Origin of the sequence: Nocardiopsis mangrovi, from assembly GCF_042653925.1 — a bacterium.
Classification (GTDB): Bacteria; Actinomycetota; Actinomycetes; order Streptosporangiales; family Streptosporangiaceae; genus Nocardiopsis_B; species Nocardiopsis_B mangrovi.
This window is the reverse complement of sequence record NZ_JBHSFQ010000007.1, coordinates 160,513-177,335: the sequence shown is the minus strand read 5'-3', so window position 1 is coordinate 177,335 and position 16,823 is coordinate 160,513. Positions and strand designations below refer to the sequence as shown.

13 protein-coding genes and 1 pseudogene are annotated in these 16,823 nt (G+C 74.1%); 6 read left to right on the top strand and 8 right to left on the bottom strand.

The genetic code is table 11. The features are described 5' to 3' along the window. Window positions 1-241 precede the first annotated feature (241 nt). On the bottom strand, window positions 242-5,704 hold the full coding sequence (locus ACFO4E_RS10355) for an ATP-binding protein (RefSeq protein ID WP_378573308.1): 5,463 nt from the start codon (window positions 5,702-5,704) through the stop codon (window positions 242-244). Between the two features lie 315 nt (window positions 5,705-6,019). Between ACFO4E_RS10355 and ACFO4E_RS10350 the strand changes: the two genes are divergently transcribed. Together ACFO4E_RS10350 and ACFO4E_RS10345 are read left to right on the top strand one after the other, a co-directional pair. Further along, a complete protein-coding gene (locus tag ACFO4E_RS10350) occupies window positions 6,020-6,757 on the top strand; it encodes a DUF4241 domain-containing protein (RefSeq protein WP_378573306.1) in 738 nt (245 codons plus the stop codon). Window positions 6,758-6,878: 121 nt separating this feature from the next. Then, window positions 6,879-7,715 (top strand): SDR family oxidoreductase, encoded by an 837-nt coding sequence (locus ACFO4E_RS10345; protein WP_378573304.1) that lies wholly within the window; start codon window positions 6,879-6,881, stop codon window positions 7,713-7,715. A gap of 122 nt (window positions 7,716-7,837) precedes the next feature. On the opposite strand, the gene ACFO4E_RS10340 is transcribed toward ACFO4E_RS10345, so the two are convergent. Together ACFO4E_RS10340 and ACFO4E_RS10335 are read right to left on the bottom strand one after the other, a co-directional pair. Beyond that, entirely contained in the window at window positions 7,838-8,242 is a 405-nt protein-coding gene (locus tag ACFO4E_RS10340) for a hypothetical protein (protein WP_378573302.1), read from the bottom strand. Further along, window positions 8,239-8,508, bottom strand: coding sequence for a hypothetical protein (locus ACFO4E_RS10335; protein WP_378573300.1), 270 nt, complete (start codon window positions 8,506-8,508; stop codon window positions 8,239-8,241). The genes ACFO4E_RS10340 and ACFO4E_RS10335 overlap by 4 nt, the downstream gene beginning before the upstream one ends. A gap of 73 nt (window positions 8,509-8,581) precedes the next feature. On the opposite strand from ACFO4E_RS10335, the pseudogene ACFO4E_RS10330 reads away from it, so the two are divergent. Both ACFO4E_RS10330 and ACFO4E_RS10325 read left to right on the top strand, forming a co-directional pair. Next, window positions 8,582-8,959 (top strand): annotated as a pseudogene (locus ACFO4E_RS10330) (class I SAM-dependent methyltransferase); the annotation flags it as partial. Between the two features lie 109 nt (window positions 8,960-9,068). Further along, a complete protein-coding gene (locus ACFO4E_RS10325; RefSeq protein ID WP_378573298.1) occupies window positions 9,069-9,197 on the top strand; it encodes a hypothetical protein in 129 nt (42 codons plus the stop codon). Window positions 9,198-9,583: 386 nt separating this feature from the next. On the opposite strand, the gene ACFO4E_RS10320 is transcribed toward ACFO4E_RS10325, so the two are convergent. Continuing rightward, window positions 9,584-10,351, bottom strand: a complete 768-nt coding sequence (locus ACFO4E_RS10320) for a class I SAM-dependent methyltransferase (RefSeq protein ID WP_378573296.1) — start codon at window positions 10,349-10,351, stop codon at window positions 9,584-9,586. 215 nt (window positions 10,352-10,566) lie between these two features. On the opposite strand from ACFO4E_RS10320, the gene ACFO4E_RS10315 reads away from it, so the two are divergent. Beyond that, window positions 10,567-11,892, top strand: coding sequence for a cryptochrome/photolyase family protein (locus tag ACFO4E_RS10315; protein WP_378573294.1), 1,326 nt, complete (start codon window positions 10,567-10,569; stop codon window positions 11,890-11,892). A gap of 232 nt (window positions 11,893-12,124) precedes the next feature. On the opposite strand, the gene ACFO4E_RS10310 is transcribed toward ACFO4E_RS10315, so the two are convergent. Next, window positions 12,125-13,048: a LysR family transcriptional regulator gene (locus ACFO4E_RS10310; RefSeq protein ID WP_378573292.1), complete on the bottom strand. Its 924-nt coding sequence runs from the start codon at window positions 13,046-13,048 to the stop codon at window positions 12,125-12,127. A gap of 71 nt (window positions 13,049-13,119) precedes the next feature. On the opposite strand from ACFO4E_RS10310, the gene ACFO4E_RS10305 reads away from it, so the two are divergent. Further along, on the top strand, window positions 13,120-14,004 hold the full coding sequence (locus ACFO4E_RS10305; protein ID WP_378573290.1) for a dihydrodipicolinate synthase family protein: 885 nt from the start codon (window positions 13,120-13,122) through the stop codon (window positions 14,002-14,004). A gap of 60 nt (window positions 14,005-14,064) precedes the next feature. On the opposite strand, the gene ACFO4E_RS10300 is transcribed toward ACFO4E_RS10305, so the two are convergent. Genes ACFO4E_RS10300 through ACFO4E_RS10290 form a run of 3 tightly spaced genes read right to left on the bottom strand, consistent with a single transcriptional unit; the run spans window position 14,065 to window position 16,769 of the window. Next, complete coding sequence (locus ACFO4E_RS10300; RefSeq protein WP_378573288.1) at window positions 14,065-14,862, bottom strand: alpha/beta fold hydrolase; 798 nt, start codon at window positions 14,860-14,862, stop codon at window positions 14,065-14,067. Between the two features lie 47 nt (window positions 14,863-14,909). Beyond that, window positions 14,910-15,710, bottom strand: a complete 801-nt coding sequence (locus ACFO4E_RS10295; protein WP_378573286.1) for an exodeoxyribonuclease III — start codon at window positions 15,708-15,710, stop codon at window positions 14,910-14,912. A gap of 27 nt (window positions 15,711-15,737) precedes the next feature. Further along, window positions 15,738-16,769 carry a tyrosine-type recombinase/integrase gene (locus tag ACFO4E_RS10290; RefSeq protein WP_378573284.1) on the bottom strand — a complete coding sequence of 344 codons (1,032 nt, stop codon included), beginning with the start codon at window positions 16,767-16,769 and terminating at the stop codon, window positions 15,738-15,740. Window positions 16,770-16,823: the final 54 nt, after the last annotated feature.

Sequence of the window (16,823 nt, the reverse complement as noted above, 5' to 3'; positions counted from 1 at the left end):
GCGGGGGTGCCCCCGGCCGGGCCGGGCCCGGCACCGGCGGGTGTGGGAACAGCCCTGGCAGGTGCGGCGCTGTGCGGCCCGATGCGCGTTCGCGGGTGTCGGCCCCGGTGAGGTAGGGGGCGGTGGCGAGGAGGGCGGCCGTCGGCGCGCCGACGAAGGCCCGGCCGCGAACCGGTCGGGCCCGGATCCCGAGGGGGCGGCAGGGGCCGGGCGCAGTGGCCCGGCCCCTGCCGCGGAGCGGTCAGCCCAGGCGGGACTCGATGGCCTCGATGATCCGCGGGCGCAGCTGCGCGGCGCTGATGACGGCGTCGACGGAGCCGACCTCGACCGCGCGACGGATGTCGTGCACGCGGTCGAACTCCGTCGCCACCTCGCCGAGCTTCTCGGCGCGCACCGAGGAGCGGAGCTCGTCGAGCTGCGCGGTCAGGGCGGCGCGGTCGGCGCCGGAGGCGGTGGCGATACGGGCCTCCAGGCTGCGTACGCGCGGGTCGGCGGCGGTGCGGGCCTTGACGTCGCCGGCGAAGACCACCGCCGCTGCCGGGGCGCCGCCCAGGACCGAGGCGTAGGAGCCCTCGAGCGCCAGGACCGTCATCTGCGGGTTGAGCGCCTTGGAGAACACGACGAAGGCCCCGCCGTGGTAGCGCGAGATCACGCAGAACACGATGGGTCCGCGGAAGTTCACGATCGCGCGGCCGATCTCGGCGCCGTACTCCAGTTGCAGTTTGCGCATGGATTCGGGTGAGCCGTCGAAGCCCGACAGGTTGGCCAGGACCACCAGGGGCCGGTTGCCGCTGGCGGCGTTGATGGCCCGTGCGGCCTTCTTCGACGACCGGGGGAACAGGGTGCCGGCGGTGTAGGTGTCGGGTCCGTCGGTGGGCGGGAAGCCGCGCCGCGCCACGGTCCGCGATTCGATGCCGAGCAGGCAGACCGGGATGCCGCCGAGGTGGACGTCTTGGACGGCGGCCGTTTCGGCGTCGGCCATGCCGGCCCAGCGCTCCAGTACGGGGTGGTCCTGGTCGGAGAGCGCCCGCATGACGGTGCGGATGTCGAACGGTTTCTTGCGGTCGGGGTTGGCGTGTGCGGAGAAGATCTCGCCGACGGTGGTGAAGTCGCTGCCGGCCACGGTGTGGGGGAAGCCGGAGACGTCGCGGTCGGCGGGGTCGGTGGTGGTGGCGCGGCGCGGTGCGTGCTCGCCGGGCGCGATGTAGGTGTGGGCGTAGTGGGACATGAGCACGTCGCGTGCCGCGGCGAGGTTGGGCGCCCAGTACTGGGCCTGGCCGTTGGGGCCCATGACGCGGTCGTAGCCGCCGATGCCGAAGTTGTCCTCGGCGGAGACGCCGCCGGAGAAGTCGAGGGACTGCTTGCCGGTGAGGACCATGGCCGAGTCGGGTGTCATCACCAGGATGCCCTTGGTGTGCATGAGCATCGTGGCTTCGGCGTTCCAGTAGGGCTGGGCGCCGACGTTGATGCCGGCCACGACGATGTTGATCTCGCCGCCGTCCTGGGTGAACTCCACGATGCGTTTGAGTGCGGCGGCCACCCAGTCCATGTTCTCGGTGCCCGATCGCATGGAGATGCGGGCGCCGGAGGACAGGGCGTACCACTCCAGGGGGACCCGCATGTGTTCGGCGAGGTCCAGGGCTGCGATGACGCGGCGGCATTCGGGTTCCGACAGTGCGCCCAGCGACTTGGTGGGGTCGCCGAGCAGGACCACGCGGGTGATGCCGTCGGGGTGCAGGGGGGTGGGTGTGGTGACGACGCCGGCGACGATGGCGGCGGTGTTGTGGCCCTTGGGCCGGTCGACGGGGACGAGTGTGTGGGCGTCGTCGAGGTCGTGTTCGACGAAGTCGCCGAGCAGGCCGGTCAGCTCGTAGGGGTAGACGGTGTTGCGGCCGGCGGCGCGCAGGACCTTCTGCCGGTAGTCGTCGACGGGCTGGATGGGTTCGTCGGAGGGTGCGCCGATGGTGACGTCGATGCCGCCGGTGGCGTCGACGGAGATGCGCACGGCGGTCTTGGTGAGGTCGCCGGTGGCGGGGTCGCGCTGGCGGGCGATGAAGAGGATCTCCTCCAGTCCGGCGCCGGCGGCGGTGGGCAGGACGCGTTGGGCGATGGTCTGGAGTTCGTCGCGGGTGATGTCGCTGGGCGGCCAGACGTAGACCACGATCCGGTTGGTGGACAGGCGCTTGGTGGAGGGCCGTTGTGCTCGGGCGCGGCGGATGGCGTCGAGGCAGGCGGCGACGGTGTCCTCGGCGGTGGGCAGGGCGACCAGCCGGCCGTCGTGTTCGCGCAGTTCGGTGAGGTCGCGTACCTGGGCGAAGGCGACGAGGCGGTCGTCGGCGGGGTTGTCCTTGGCCACGCACTGGAAGAGGTAGACCTCTTCGTCCAGGGACGGCAGCCGGGTGAGGTCGAATTCGCGCAGCCGTTCCAGCTGCATGCGCTGGGCGATGTAGGGGTGCAGGCCGCGGATGAGGCGCTGCTCGGCCATGCCGCCGTCGGGGGAGGGGCGGAAGGTGAAGTGGTGGTGCATGACCGCGCCGCCGCGGCCGGCGACGGTGGTGGTGAGGCGGCGGACGCGCGGGGGCAGCGGGTGGGCGTTGACGGCGTCGTGCAGTGCGGCGGCCATCGCGTCGGGGTCCTCGGGCTGGTTCTCCCAGGCGAGGTAGATGTCGGCGTCGATGGCGTCGGCGCCGCCGGCGGCCTCGGGCAGGCCGCGCAGGGCGCTGCCGAGGGCGTCGAAGGCGACGGCGCTGGAGACGACGCGGGAGTCGGCGCGCTGGGCGGCCACGTAGGTGCAGCCGGCGGCGCGGCTGGTGTGCAGGGCGGTGAGGCCCTTGTTGCCGTAGTAGCGGCGGGTGAGGACCTCCAGCATGACGGCGTTGTCGAGGTCGTGGCGGACGAGGCGCTGGCCCAGCAGCCGCACCAGTGGTTCGGTGCTGCGCACCATGTCGGCGATGCGTTGGGCGCGGTCGGGGGCGTCGGGGTGGGTGTCCAGGTGGCGTAGGTGTTTGCGGACGTCGGCGTAGACGCGGGCGCGGTTGCGGCGCAGCAGGGGTTGGCCGAACCAGGTGAAGACGACGCCGCGGGCGAGGTCGGCGACCATGGGGAAGCGGACCTGTGTGGCGGCCACGAGGTGTTCGAGTGCGAGGCCGGCGGGTTCGCGCAGGGCGGGGTCGGGCGGCGGTTCCTGGAGCCAGGCGCGCAGCAGGGTGGTGATGATGGTGGCGTCGGTGGAGGCGCGCTGCTGGGCCAGGAAGATGCGGAAGACGGCGGCTTCGAGCCCGGGGGAGCGTTCGAGGTCGGTGACGCCGTAGTGGCCGTGGGCCTTGGCGAGCTTGTCCTGGAAGGTCGCGGGCAGGCCGGCGCGTTCGACGTCGAGGCTCTGCAGGTAGGTGTGGAAGTATTCGCGGGCGCTGTGGACGTGGGCGTCGTCGTCGTTGTCCTCGCCGGTGGGCCGGTTGCGGCTGAGTTCGGCGAGGTCGGCGAAGACTTCGGCGAGGTGCAGTTCGTCGGCCAGCGGCCGGTGGCCCTCGCGGGTGGCGTCGGCGCGGGCGGCGAGGTAGCCGTCGAGGACCCGGTGGGGGTCGTAGGGGTCGGTGTCGAAGCCCAGCAGGAGGTTGCGCAGGTCCTCGTGGCCGCGTGCGGCGCGGTCGCGGGCCGGGACGGTCTGGGGGGCGGCGGGCAGGTCGAGTTCGACGGTGGCGGTGGCGGGGGTGTCGGGGGCTTCGGTGTCGGTGAGGGGTTCCAGGCGCAGCAGGGGGGCGCCGGTCTCGACCTGGCTGCCCACGGACACGGCGCATTCGCTCAGCCGCGCTTTGAACGGTGCGCGCAGGACCGTTTCCATCTTCATGCTCTCCAGCACCAGCACCGGGGCGCCGGCGTCGACCTCGGCGCCGACCTTGAGCGGGGTGGCCACCACCAGCGCGGGGGTGGGGGAGCGGACGACGCCGCCTTCGTCGCGGCTGATCCGGTGGGTGACGCCGTCGACCTCGACGAGGTGGGTGGGGCCGTGGGTGCTGGTGAGCAGCCGGTAGCGGGTGCGGTTGACGATGATGCGGCCGGTGTGGCGGTCGAAGCGGTCGAGGTCGACGTCGGCGGTGCGGATGTCGTCGCCGGCTTCGATGCCGACGCGGAAGCGGTGGGCGCCGGTGCGGGCGACGCGCAGGCGGTAGGTGGCGCCGCGGAGTTTGAGGGCGAGGGGGCGGCCGCTCTCGTGCTGGACCTGGGGGCGCCCGCCGAAGGCCGTGGACAGCAGGCGGCGGCGTTCGACGCGTTCGTCCTCTTCGTAGGCGTCGATGGCGGCGGCGGCGAGCGCGACGGCGGAGTGGCGGTGCAGGACGAGCCCGCCCTGGCCGCGGACGCGGTCGATCCAGCCGGTGTCGGCGCGGGCGTCGATGACGTCGGGCTGGTCGAGGAGGTCGAGGACGAAGCTCTTGTTGGTGGCGCCGCCTTCGATGATGACGGTGGTCTGGGCCATGGCGCGGCGCAGCCGGCCCAGGGCCTCGTCGCGGTCGCGGCCGTGGGCGATGATCTTGGCGATCATGGAGTCGAAGTCGGCGGGGATGGTGTCGCCTTCGCTGACGCCGGTGTCGACGCGGATGCCGGGGCCGGCGGGCAGGTCCAGGCGTGCGATGCGGCCGGGGGAGGGGGCGAAGTCGCGGTCGGGGTCTTCGGCGTTGAGGCGGGCCTCGACGGCGTGGCCGCGCTCGGCCGGGGGCGCGCCGTCGAGGCGGCCGCCCGAGGCCACGTGCAGTTGTGCTTTGACCAGGTCGAATCCGGTGGTGGACTCGGTGATGGGGTGTTCGACCTGCAGGCGGGTGTTGACCTCCAGGAACGCGAACAGCTTGTCGCCGGCGTGGTAGAGGAACTCGACGGTGGCCGCTCCGCGGTAGCCGACGGCGACGGCCAGCCGCTCGGCCGAGGACTTGAGTTCGGCGGACTGGGCGGGGGTCAGGACGGGGGAGGCCGATTCCTCGATGACCTTCTGGTTGCGGCGCTGCACCGAGCAGTCGCGCACCCCCAGCGCCCAGGCCGTGCCCTGGCCGTCGGCGATGACCTGGACTTCGACGTGGCGGGCGCCGGTGACCAGGCGCTCCAGGAACACGGTGCCGCTGCCGAAGGCGCGGGCGGCCTCCTGGCGGGTGCGCTCGTAGGCGTCGGTGAGGTCGGCCTCGCCGGTGATGACGCGGATCCCGCGCCCGCCGCCGCCCGCGGTGGCCTTGAGCATGAGGGGGTAGCCGATGCCGGCGGCCGCGGTCAGGGCGTCCTCAAGGGTGTCGACGGCGCCGCGGCTCCACGGTGCGACCGGGACGCCGACCTCCTCGGCGATCAGCTTGGCGCCGATCTTGTCGCCGAGTTTGCGCATGGCGTCGGCGCTGGGGCCGATGAAGGTGACGCCGATGGTGTCGCACAGCTCCGCGAAGGCCGGGTCCTCGGCGACGAAGCCCCAGCCGACCCACGCGGCGTCGGCGCCGCTGTCCAGGAGTGCGCGCTTGAGGACGTCGAGGTCGAGGTAGGGGCGGGCGGACGCGGGGCCGAGGTCGTAGGACAGGTCGGCTTCGCGGACGAAGGCGGCCGTGCGGTCGACGTCGGTGTGCAGGGCGACGGTCTCGATCCGTGTCCCGGTCTCCGCGGTGATGTCCCGTGCGGCGCGGATGAGCCGCATGGCGGCCTCCCCACGGTTGACGATGGCGATGCGACTGAACACCCGAGCGTGCCCTTCTGTAGACCAACGGTGCGGCGCTGGGACACGGCGGTCCCGGCAGTATCACCCTTCCGTCTGAGGGGCGTCGGCGCCATGTCGCAGACCTCGCACGATACGCGCTTGGAGTTGTGGGAATCGTCCAAAAACCGTCGCCGGCGGCCGGTCGCGGCGGGAGAGCGGGCCTGGCGGCCGTGGCGCCGCCGAGCGCGTGCGCGCCGTCGCCGGCGGCGGTCGGGGATTTCGGGGATGTCGCTGTGCTCTGCCAGACTCGTCGCCCGAGCCGCCCGCCCTCGGGCCCGACAGGAGGGGAGACCCGCCATGAGTCCGCGACCGCCCGATCTGGACCGCCTCTTCACCGACGGGGGTGAGCATGGTCTGAGCAGCGGCCACACGGCGACCGTGCGCATCGTGGCGGGTCCCGACCTGCGGCTGCCCAGCGGCCGGCTGGTGGCCTGCGAACCGGGGACCCGGTTTCCCGAGGGCGCGCGGCGCGCCACGTTCGTCCAGCGGGTGGAGCCGGGCGCCTACCCGGTCGAACTGGCCGTGGCCGATGTCGCCGGGCTGGGCCCGCGGGGTGCCGGGCTGCCCTACATCGCCGCGGCGCGGCTGGCCGTGCGGCGCGAGCCGGTCGCCGCATGGCGGCCGGCGCTGCTGGAGGGCCAGGACGAGGCGGACCTGGACGACGGCGCGTACTACGGCTACCCGGTGGACGCCGGCGTGGGCGCGTTCGGGTCGACGGAGGTGTTCGACTCCCTCAGCGGTCCCGGCGCCGACGACGATACCGCCGAGGACGTGTGGGACCTGACGCACGACCTGGAGGACCACGACAGGGCCGGGGCGTACACCGACCCGGTGACGGGCGCCAACGTCGTCTTCTTCTGCACCGGCGAGGGCGACGGCCACTACGGCACCTGGGTGGGCTACACGGCCGGGGGCGCGGTGGCCTGCTTCGTCACCGTCTTCATGTTCGTGTCCGGCGCGGGCGGCCCCGGCGGGGAGGGCGAGGAGGACCGCGCGCGCGACCGCGGCCCCCTCGGCCCGGCCCCGGCGCCGTAGACGCCGTCGCCCCTCGCCGGAGCTGCCGGGCCGGCCTCCACGTTGACCTGAACGACGGTTGAGGTTCTAGGGTCCGGGGTGAGACCGCGGAACCGCGGGGCCGACAACGGGGGAGACGACGATGATCCTGGTGACCGGCGCGACCGGCAACATCGGCCGCGCGCTGCTGGGCAGGCTCGGCAGCGGTGGCGGGGCCCGGGCGCGGGGCCTGACCCGCGACACCGCCCGGGCCGCGCTGCCCGCCGGGGTGCAGGCGGTCGAGGGCGACCTCGCCCGACCGGCGACGCTGGCCCCGGCGCTCGAGGGGGTGCGCGCCCTGGTCCTGCTCCAGGGGATGGGCGACGACACCGCGGTACTGGAGGCGGCCCGGCACGCGGGCGCGGGCCACGTGGTGCTCGTGTCCTCCATCACGGTGGAGACCCACCCCCACCTGCCCGCCGCCCGGCAGAACCGGGCCGTGGAGGACGCGCTGAAGGCCACCGGCATGGACTGGACCATCCTGCGGCCGACGCAGTTCGCCTCCAACGCCCTGTGGTGGGCGCCGGAGATCCGCGAGGGGGGCGCCGTGCGCGCGCCCTACCCCGACATCGGCCTCCCCGCCGTCCACCCCGCCGACATCGCGGACGTGGCGGCGGCGGCCCTGGCGGATCCGGCCGGCCACCGCGGCGCCGTCCACGCGCTGACCGGACCGGCGCGCGTAACGGTGCGCGAGCAGGTGGCGGCGATCGCCGCGGAGGTGGGGCGCGACCTGTCGGTCGCCGCGATCGCCCGCGACGAGGCCCACCGGAACATGGCGGCGTCGATGGGCGCGCAGACCGCGGACGCGGTGCTGGACCTCATGGGCGGCGACGTCAACGAGCCGCTGCTGCGGGTACGCGACACCGTCGAGCGGGTCACGACCACCCCGGCGCGCACGTTCCGACAGTGGGCCGCCGAGAACACCGCCGCCTTCGCCTGAGCCGGGTAGGGGAGAGAAGCTCGGCGGCATCTGTGTGATGCCGTCGCGCTGCCGTGACACGGTGGCCGCCAGGTTGGCGGCCACCGAGGGCGTCCGGTGGGGACAGTAGCCCCACCGGAGTGTCACGGCAGGCGTTCGATGGGGGCCTTGGGTAGGAATCGCGCCCAGAATGCCTCATCTGCGGCCGTTACGATGGGCCAGCCCTCGTAGTGGCTTGCCGCAACGTTGACGACGTGGGCGTCGGCGGGGGAAATTCCTTCATTTCGCCATCGGGTCGCCGTGAGAGCGACCAGCGGGGCGGTTTCCCTGTCGAGCTTGCCGTACGTGAACACCGCGTCGTCGAGTCGCGCCTCCACCGACTCGGCCTGCTTCATCGAGATTCCGAAGAGACCCGACGTCAGCGCGAGGGCTGGTACGTGGAGAGTGATGACTCGATCGATGGCGATATCGACCAGCGTCGCCATGTAGACGGACCCGTTGGCCCAGGCGCTGATCGCTGAGGCCGTGAGGATCTTGCCGCCGATCACTCCGCCACCTCATCGGTGTCGCCGCCGGTGATGCGCAGCGCCCATGCCCGAGCACGTTCGTACTCCTCGGGGTCGCGGGCTTTGGCGTCGATGACATCCTGCCTGATGAGAATTCGGGCACGTTCTTGGCGGTGCTTCTTCTCTGCGATCGCGTCGTTGACCCACGCCGAGATCGAACGGGCCTCCCCTGATTCCACCGCTGACTCAGCGGTGGCCAACAGGTCGGGGTCGAGTGTGACTGTCACGCGCCTCTTCACCTCGCTCATACTTTCATCATACTTATGTCTCGCGGGGTTGCACCCCGCGACAGAAGAAAACTAGCGGCGCCGCGACCGCGGGATGCGGATAATCGCCCCCATGAGCGACACCGACCCCAAAGAACTCGTTCGCCGGGGATATAACGCCGTCTCCCGACGGTATCGGGGCGACGCGGACCGGCCCGAAACCCATATGGCGTGGGTGGAGGCGCTGGCCGGGCGATTGCCCGCCGGGGGCCGGGTGCTGGACCTGGGGTGCGGCAACGGGGTCCCCGTGGCACGCGAGCTGTGCGCCCGGGGGTTCGCCGTGACCGGCGTCGACACCAGCGAGGTGCAGGTGGCGCGGGCGCGGGAACTGGTGCCCGGGGCCGAGTTCACCCGCGCCGACGCCGGATCGCTGGCGTTCACCGAGGGGTCCGTGGACGCGGTGGTGTGCCTGTACATGCTGATCCACCTGCCGCTGGCCGAGCAGCGGCTGTTGCTGGCCCGGGTGGGGCGCTGGCTGCGCCCCGGCGGGCGCGCGGGCGTGGGAGGGAACACAGCAGGACTGGCTGGGCGGGGGAGCGCCGATGTGGTGGTGCCAGGGCGGCGCGGACGACTACCGGGAATGGATCACCGCGGCCGGCCTGGTGGTGGCCGAGGAGGGGTTCGCCCCGGAGGGCGCGGGCGGCCACGCCGTGTTCTGGGCCCGCCGCTGAACCACCGCCCCCCACCCGGCCGTACGACCGGCGCGGTGGGACCGGGCCGGCGGCGCGCGAAGCCGCCGCGCAGTCCACCGGGACCGCCTGTGCCGCCCACGGCCCGCCCCGGCACCGGCCGCGTCCTGGCGGGCGACCGCGACGCCCCTGGTTCGCCCCGAGCGGCTCGCGCGCACCTCGAAGGCGTCCCGGAACCGCGGGACCGGCCGCTGACGCCCCCGCCCGCGCCGATGCGCTGCGCGGCACCGCGCCACCACCCCCCCGGTCTTCGGCCGCCCGCCCACGCCGCTGGTGGCCCGCCTCCTCGGGCTCCGCCCCGCGCTCCCCGAACCGGACACGGCCACACCGGCCTCGGCGGCCCGGCTCACCAGGGCGCATCCACCGGGTCACGGGGATGCGGGGGCGCGCGCCTCGATGAGGAAGCGGGTCGTGGTGGCGGTGAAGGGGCCGTGGGCGCGGATGTGGTCGTGCAGGGCGCGCAGCTGGGGCAGGTAGCGCTCGACGGTGAACCCGGGGACCATCCACACCACCTTGCGCAGGAAGTACACGACGGCGCCGATGTCGTGGAACTCGGTGCGCAGCGCCTCGCTGCGCAGGTCGGTCACCCGCAGGCCGGCGGCCTCGGCCCCGCGCCGGGCGTGGTCGGGGTGGCGGGCCTCGCGGACGCGGCGCGGCTGGGGGCCCAGGAAGTACTCGACGAGCTCGAAGACGCTGGCCGGACCGACCTGCTGGGAGAAGTAGGTGCCCGAGGGCCGCAGGACCCGGGCGACCTCGCCCCAGGCCACGCTGACGGGGTGGCGGCTGACGACGAGGTCGAAGACGTCGTCGGCGAAGGGGAGGGGGTCGTGGGCGCCGTGGGCGACCACCGCGATGCCGCGCGGGTGCAGGAGCCGTGCCGCGCGGGCGAGGCTGGGGGGCCAGGACTCGGTGGCGACGGTCAGCGGGGCCGGGGAGCCGATGCCGGCCAGGACCTCGCCGCCGCCGGTCTCGATGTCCAGGGCGACCGACGCCCGCTCCATGCGCGCGCCCATGGAGCGCTGGTAGCCCCACGACGGCCGCTGCTCGGCGGCCCGGCCCCGCAACCAGGAGAAGTCCCAGCCGTCGACGGGGGCGGAGGCGGCCTCGCCCACCAGGTCCTCGAACGCGTGCGACATGGACCGATCGTGCCACCGCGGACCGCGCCTGGGCCAGCCGGTTTCCGCGGGCTGTGGACGGCCCCGGCCGCGAGCGCCCCCGCCGGGCGGCGCTCCATGCGCGCGCCCACGCAATGCCGCCACGGCACCGCCGCCACACCCCGGGGCGTCGTCCCCGCCGCACCCGCCCGCACCCGGTAGCCTGGCGCTTCGCCGCCGGGAGACGAGGGGGACCCGTGCGTCCGACCGTTGTGCTGTTCACCCGCGACCTGCGCGTGGGCGACCACCCCGCCCTGGCCGCCGCGGCGGCGCGCGGCGGTCCGGTCGTCCCGCTGTTCGTCCTGGACCCCGCGGTCCTCGCCCGCTCCGCCCGCAACCGCACCGCCTACCTGCTGGAGGCGCTGGCCGAGCTGCGCGACGGCCTGACCGCCGCAGGCGGCGACCTGGTCGTGCGCGAGGGCGACACCGTCACCGAGACCCTGCGCGTCGCCGCGGCCGCCGACGCCGGCCTGGTGCACCTGAGCGCCGACGTCAGCTCCTTCGCCCGCGACCGCGCCGCCCGCCTGCGCGAGCGCGCCGGGCAGGCGGGCGTGCGCGTCGAGGAGTTCCCCGGTGTCACGGTCGTGCCCCCGGGCGCGGTGGTGCCCGCCGGCGGCGGCCACTACCGGGTCTTCACCCCCTACTGGCGGGCGTGGCGGGCGTGTGGCTGGCGTGAACCGGTCCCGGCCCCGCGGCGGCTGCGCCTGCCCGAGGGCATCGCGCCGGGGCGGCTGCCCGCCACGGCGCCCCCGGGCGCGGGCGGGACCGGCCGACTGTCTGCGAACCGGCAGCAGGGCGGCGAGCGCCGCGCCCGGCGGCGGATGCGCGCCTGGCTGGACTCCGGTATCGCCGACTACGAGCGCTTCCACGACGACCTGGCGGCCGCCGCGACCTCGCAGCTCAGCGCGGATCTGCGGTTCGGGTGCACCTCGCCCCTGGAACTGGCGCGGGCGGCCCGCGACCGGCCCGGGGGCGCGCCGTTCGTCCGCCAACTGGCCTGGCGCGACTTCCACCACCAGGTCACCGCCGCCTTCCCCGGCATCGGCCGCCGCGACTACCGGCCGCGCGACATCGCCTGGCGCCGGGACCCCGGCGCGCTGGCCGCGTGGTGCGAGGGCCGCACGGGGGTGCCCATCGTCGACGCTGGCATGCGCCAGCTCCTCGACGAGGGGTTCATGCACAACCGGGCGCGGCTGATCACCGCCGCGTTCCTCACCCGCGAGCTGCGCATCCACTGGACGCACGGCGGCGACCACTTCCATGCCCTGCTCACCGACGGCGACATCGCCGACAACTACGGCAACTGGCAGTGGGTGGCCGGGACCGGCAACGACACCCGCCCCAACCGGGCGTTCAACCTCCTGCGCCAGGCCAAGAGGTTCGACCCCGACGGCGCCTACGTCCGCCGCCACGTGCCCGAACTCTCCGGTGTCCGGGACCGGCGGGTCCACACCCCCTGGCTCCTCGCAGACCCCGTCGCCGGCTACCCGCCCCCGCTGGCGGTCAGGGCAGGGGGCGGGTGAGGAGCGGGGAGTGCGGCCCGCCCTGGCGCCCGCAGGGGCGACCGCCTCTCCCGGGGTTCACCGGAGCCCGGAGCCGTGACGGCGCGGGCCACCGAACCGCGTGAGGGCGCCCGGCCGCAGGACTCGCCCGGCCCCGGTGGTGACACCGATGCCCGACGACCGGCCGAGCACGGACGCGCCGGCGGCGCCGCCGGCGACCGGACAGGGCCCAGGCTCCTGAAGCTCGCGCACGCTACTTCTCCCGGAACCGCACCGGGGACTTCCGCACGTGGTCCTCGGCCGCGGCGCGGATGGCGCGTACGCATGCGACGACAGCGGGATGCCCGCCGGATCCGCGGCGGTAGGCGATCCGGGTCCTGCGCCGCGCCGCCAGCGGCAAAAGGCGCACACCGCCCGGGAGCCGGCCGGCGCCGAGCTGCGGTACCAGGGCCACACCCTGGTCGGCCGCGACCAGCGTCAGCACGGCGGTGAAATCATCCACGTGGTGGCGTATCCGCGGCGTGAATCCCGCCGACCGGCAGGCGCGCATGGCCACGGTGTGGCAGAGGGTGCCCGGCGAGGCCACGATCCAATCCGCGTCCCGGTATCCGCCGACCGGATCGGAGGGTGCCGTGGCGTCGTCTGCGCCGGGAACCGCGAGGAAGACCGTCTCATCCAGCAGGGGCGTCGAGTCGAGCGTCGGGTCGGGTTCGGCAGGCGCCAGGTCGTAGTCGTGCAGCAGTGCCACATCGAGCCGCCGCTCCCGCAGCGCTTCGGGGGCGGCGGCCGGATCCAGTTCGGTGACCATCAGATCGAGCCCCGGATGGTCGCGGCCAAGCGTAACCAGCGCCGTCGGCAACAGGGTGTGCACGGCGGTCGGGAATGCTCCGATCTGCACCATCCCGCTCAGGCCGGTCCGGGCTGCGGCGAGGCTCGCTGAGGCCGCCTCGAGCGCGGCGAGCACGGCTTCGGTGTGCTCGGCCAGCGCGACGCCCGCCGGGGTGAGGGCGACGCCGCGGCCGGACTTCTCCAGCAGCGGTACCCCCGCCTCCCGTTGCAGCGCCGTGAGCTGCTGGGACACGGCCGACGGCGTGTAGGTGTGGGCCTGGGCCACCGCGGCGATGGTGCCGAGTCTGGCCAGATCGCGGAGCAGCCGCAGACGCCGAATGTCGAGCATGAGCAGAGCTTATGTATGACTCCAATAATCGGAACTGGTCCTTCACATTTGCCCGGGCCACGATGGCTCCCATGACACTCAATGGTCTCTATGTCCCATTGGTCACCCCGTTCGACGCCTCCGGCGAGGTGGCGCTCGGCGCACTGGAGCTGCTCGCGCGGCGGCTGCTCGCCGACGGCGCGGCGGGCCTGGTCGCGCTGGGCACTACGGGGGAACCCGGCGCGCTGACGGATGCGGAGAAGCAGGACGTGATCGGGGTGGCGGCCCGGGTCTGCCGGGAGCGGTCGGCGCCGCTCGTGGTGGGCGCCGCCACGGCGGAGGAGCTGCGGCGGTTGGGCGAGCATCCGCAGGTCGCCGCCGCTCTGACGGTGGTGCCCCCGTTCGTCCGCCCCGGCGAAGAGGGCGTTCTCGCGCACTTCGCGCACCTCGCCGAGCTGAGCCCGGTGCCTCTCATCGCCTACGACGTCCCGTACCGCACGGGCCAGTACCTGTCGGCCGGGGCACTGCGCAGGCTCGCCGCGATCCCCGGCATCGCCGGGGTGAAGTCCTCGCCCGGCGGGATCAACGACGACACCATCGTCCTGCTGGCCGACCCGCCTGCGGGGTTCGCGGTCCTCGGCGGCGATGATCCCTACATATCGCCGCTGCTGGCACTGGGCGCGCACGGCGCCATCGCGGCCTCGGCGCTGGTCGCCACCGCCGACTTCGCGCGGCTCGTCACCGCGTGGCGGGCCGGCGAGGTGTCCGAAGCACGAGCCCTCGGCCACCGCCTGGCGCTGCTCTCGCTCCGGTTGTTCGCCGAGCCCAACCCCACGGTGATCAAAGCCGTGCTGCACGCGCAGGGCAGTATCCCCACCCTCGCCGTACGGTTGCCGCTGCTGGCCGCATCACCCGACACGGTGGCAGCGGCGCTGGAGTCCCTGGAGCGCAGGGGCGGAGTCGGCACGCAACGTTGAGTTTCGATTGCCCGCACCTACCCGGGGACGCCGCAAGGAGGTCCTGGCGGTGGAGCCCGGTCAGGGCGGGCCCACCGGGTCCTCGGCGCCCTCACCGGCCGCCTCCAACGGCGCCCCCGCACCACCCGGCGCCTCCGGCTCCGTCAGCGACCGCGCCGCCACCACATCGGCCGCGTCGCCCACGATCTTGGAGAAGTTGTCGGGCTGGTCCAGGCTCACCATGTGCCCGGCCCGCGGCACGTTGATCAGCCGCCCGTCGGCGCAGGCGTGCAGGAACCGCTTCTCATGGATCCGGAAGTGGTCGCGCGCACCGTTGACCAGCCACACCGGCCCCGGATAGGCCGACAGCGCCCCCAAGACGTCCATATCGGCGATCTCATCGATCACCGAGCGCGCCGCCTCCATCGCCAGCCCCCCGTCCAGGACCGCCCGCGCCCCCTCGCCCGGCAGCGTCAGCCGGTGGAACCGCTCGTTGACCGCCTGCCCCTTATCGGGCAGGCGGTCCAGCAGCGCCGCCGGGATCCGGTAGACCTGCGCCAGCGACTGGGCCGGCCGCGCCGTGCAACTGGCCGCCACCAGCCCCGCCACCCGCTCCGGAGCCGCGGCCGCGGCGGCGATGGACACGAACCCGCCCATACTCAGCCCCACCACCAGGGCCCGCCCGCCCACCGAGTCCACCGCGTCGGCCACCGCCTCGGCCGCCCCGCCCAGCGTGAACGGCTCGCCCCGGCGCGACCCGTGCCCGGGCAGGTCCGGCGCGCAGACACGGCGCCCCTGCGCCCGCAGCGCCGCCACCTGCGGACGCCACATACTGCCCGACAGCCGCAGCCCGTGGACCAACACGATCGCAACGCCCATCTGCGCACTCCCGTCCTCGTCTCGACGCCCGCCGCGGCCCGGCCCGCCTACGACCCGTACACGACCGTCACCGGCGCATGGTCCGACCACCGCTCCGTATGCGCGGCGGCGCGCTCCACCCGCGTCGTGCGCGCCCGCGCCGCCAGCCCCGGGGTGGCCACGTGGTAGTCGATACGCCAGCCGGTGTCGTTGTCGAAGGCCCGCCCGCGATAGGACCACCACGAATACGGGCCGTCTCCCTCACCCACCAGTTCCCGCACCACATCGACATACCCCGCCTCGCCGAACACCCTCGACAGCCATTCCCGCTCCTGCGGCAGGAACCCCGCGTTCTTCCGGTTGCCCCGCCAGTTGCGCAGGTCGACCTCGCGGTGGGCGATGTTCCAGTCCCCGCACACCACCAGCTCACGCCCCTCGCGCTCCACCTCGGCGCGCCGGCGCACCAGGAACGCGAGGAACTCGGCCATGAACCGCTCCTTCTCCTCCTGGCGGTCGGTGCCCACCTCACCCGAGGGCAGGTACAGGCTGGCCACCGTCACCCCGTCCAGGTCGGCCTCGGCGTAGCGGCCCGCGCCGTCGAACTCCGCCGACCCGAACCCCACCCGCACCGCATCGGGGCGCGCCCGCGTGTACAGCGCCACACCGGCCCGGCCCTTGGCCTCCGCCGGCGCGATCAGCACATGCCACCCCTGGGGCGCACCCACCTCGGCGGGCAGCTGGTCGGGGGAGGCCCGCGTCTCCTGCAGGCACACCACATCGGCATCGGTGTCCGCCAGCCACTGCACGAACCCCTTGCGCCCCGCGGCGCGCAACCCGTTCACGTTCACCGTGGAAATCGTCGTCAGCACGTGCGCCAGCGTAGCCAACCCCGCACCTCACACCGGTTCGCCCGCACCCTGCGGGAGTGTCCGGTCCTGGGCCAGCCGCCGCAGCACACCATAGGTGCGGTTGGAGCGCGCGGCCTCGCGCTGCGCCGACGCCGTCACATCGATATAGGACTGCGAGGAGGTGATGGAGGTGTGCCCCAGCAGCCGCATGATCTCGGTCACCGACGCGCCGTCCTCGGCCAGGCGCGTGGCGAAGGTGTGGCGCAGGGCGTGCACCAGCGTGCCGCGCGCCACCCGGTCGTGCACACCGGCGTGCTTGTAGCACTGGCGCACCAGGTACTGCAGCCCGCCGCGGCGCAGCCCCTGGCCCCGGTTGTCCACCAGCAGCGGATCGGCGGCCTTGGCCGCGCGGCCAAGGCGGGCCGCGCGCGTGCGCAGGTAGACCTCGATCAACGCCTCCAGCGGAGGCTCGATGGGCAGCGACCGCGTCTTGCCGCCCTTGCCGACCACCCGCACCCGCCGCTCACCGGGCCGCCCGCCGATCGACTCCACCCGCAGCGCCAGCATCTCCGCCGACCGCAGGCCCGTGAGCAGCGCCAGCGCCAGCACCGCGATATCGCGCTCGGGCCAGGGATCGCGCGCCCGCCGGCACCCCTGGGCCAGCGCCTCCAGCAACCGCTCGGGCGTGTCCTCGCCCAGCAGCGGTTTGGGCTGGGCCGGCGCCAGGCGCGGGCGCCGCACCGCCGGCATCGGGTTGCCCTCCACCACCCCCTCGGCGACCCAGAACCCGAAGAACCCGTTCCACGTCGACCAGGCGCGCACCACACTGGAGGCCGCGCGCTCGGCGGCGAAATCGGCGAAGGCCCGCCGCAGCACCGGCCCTGTCAGATCGCCCAGGAGCAGACCGGACCGATCACCCCCCTGCGCGGCGGCCACACAGTCCAGCACCCCTACGAGGTCGCGCCGGTAGGCGGCCAGGGTGTGCGGCGACGGCTTGGCCGCCCCCCGCGCCACCAGGTACTCCTCGACCGCCGCCACCGCACCCCTCGGCGGTGTCCCGCCGCCCGTCGCCGCACTCATACCCGCATGCCTTCCCGTTCCCTGCCCGCCCTCACACCCGCCACCGCGGCGTGT

Bases quoted from the DNA above. Each gene is read 5' to 3' on its own strand.
- ACFO4E_RS10345 (WP_378573304.1), top strand. From the start codon at position 6,879: ATGATCCTGGTGACCGGCGCGACCGGCAACATCGGCCGCGCGCTGCTG.
- ACFO4E_RS10300 (WP_378573288.1), bottom strand. From the start codon at position 14,862: ATGGGCGTTGCGATCGTGTTGGTCCACGGGCTGCGGCTGTCGGGCAGT.
- ACFO4E_RS10290 (WP_378573284.1), bottom strand. From the start codon at position 16,769: ATGAGTGCGGCGACGGGCGGCGGGACACCGCCGAGGGGTGCGGTGGCG.
- ACFO4E_RS10305 (WP_378573290.1), top strand. From the start codon at position 13,120: ATGACACTCAATGGTCTCTATGTCCCATTGGTCACCCCGTTCGACGCC.
- ACFO4E_RS10335 (WP_378573300.1), bottom strand. From the start codon at position 8,508: ATGAGCGAGGTGAAGAGGCGCGTGACAGTCACACTCGACCCCGACCTG.
- ACFO4E_RS10320 (WP_378573296.1), bottom strand. From the start codon at position 10,351: ATGTCGCACGCGTTCGAGGACCTGGTGGGCGAGGCCGCCTCCGCCCCC.
- ACFO4E_RS10325 (WP_378573298.1), top strand. From the start codon at position 9,069: ATGTGGTGGTGCCAGGGCGGCGCGGACGACTACCGGGAATGGATCACC.
- ACFO4E_RS10350 (WP_378573306.1), top strand. From the start codon at position 6,020: ATGAGTCCGCGACCGCCCGATCTGGACCGCCTCTTCACCGACGGGGGT.
- ACFO4E_RS10310 (WP_378573292.1), bottom strand. From the start codon at position 13,048: ATGCTCGACATTCGGCGTCTGCGGCTGCTCCGCGATCTGGCCAGACTC.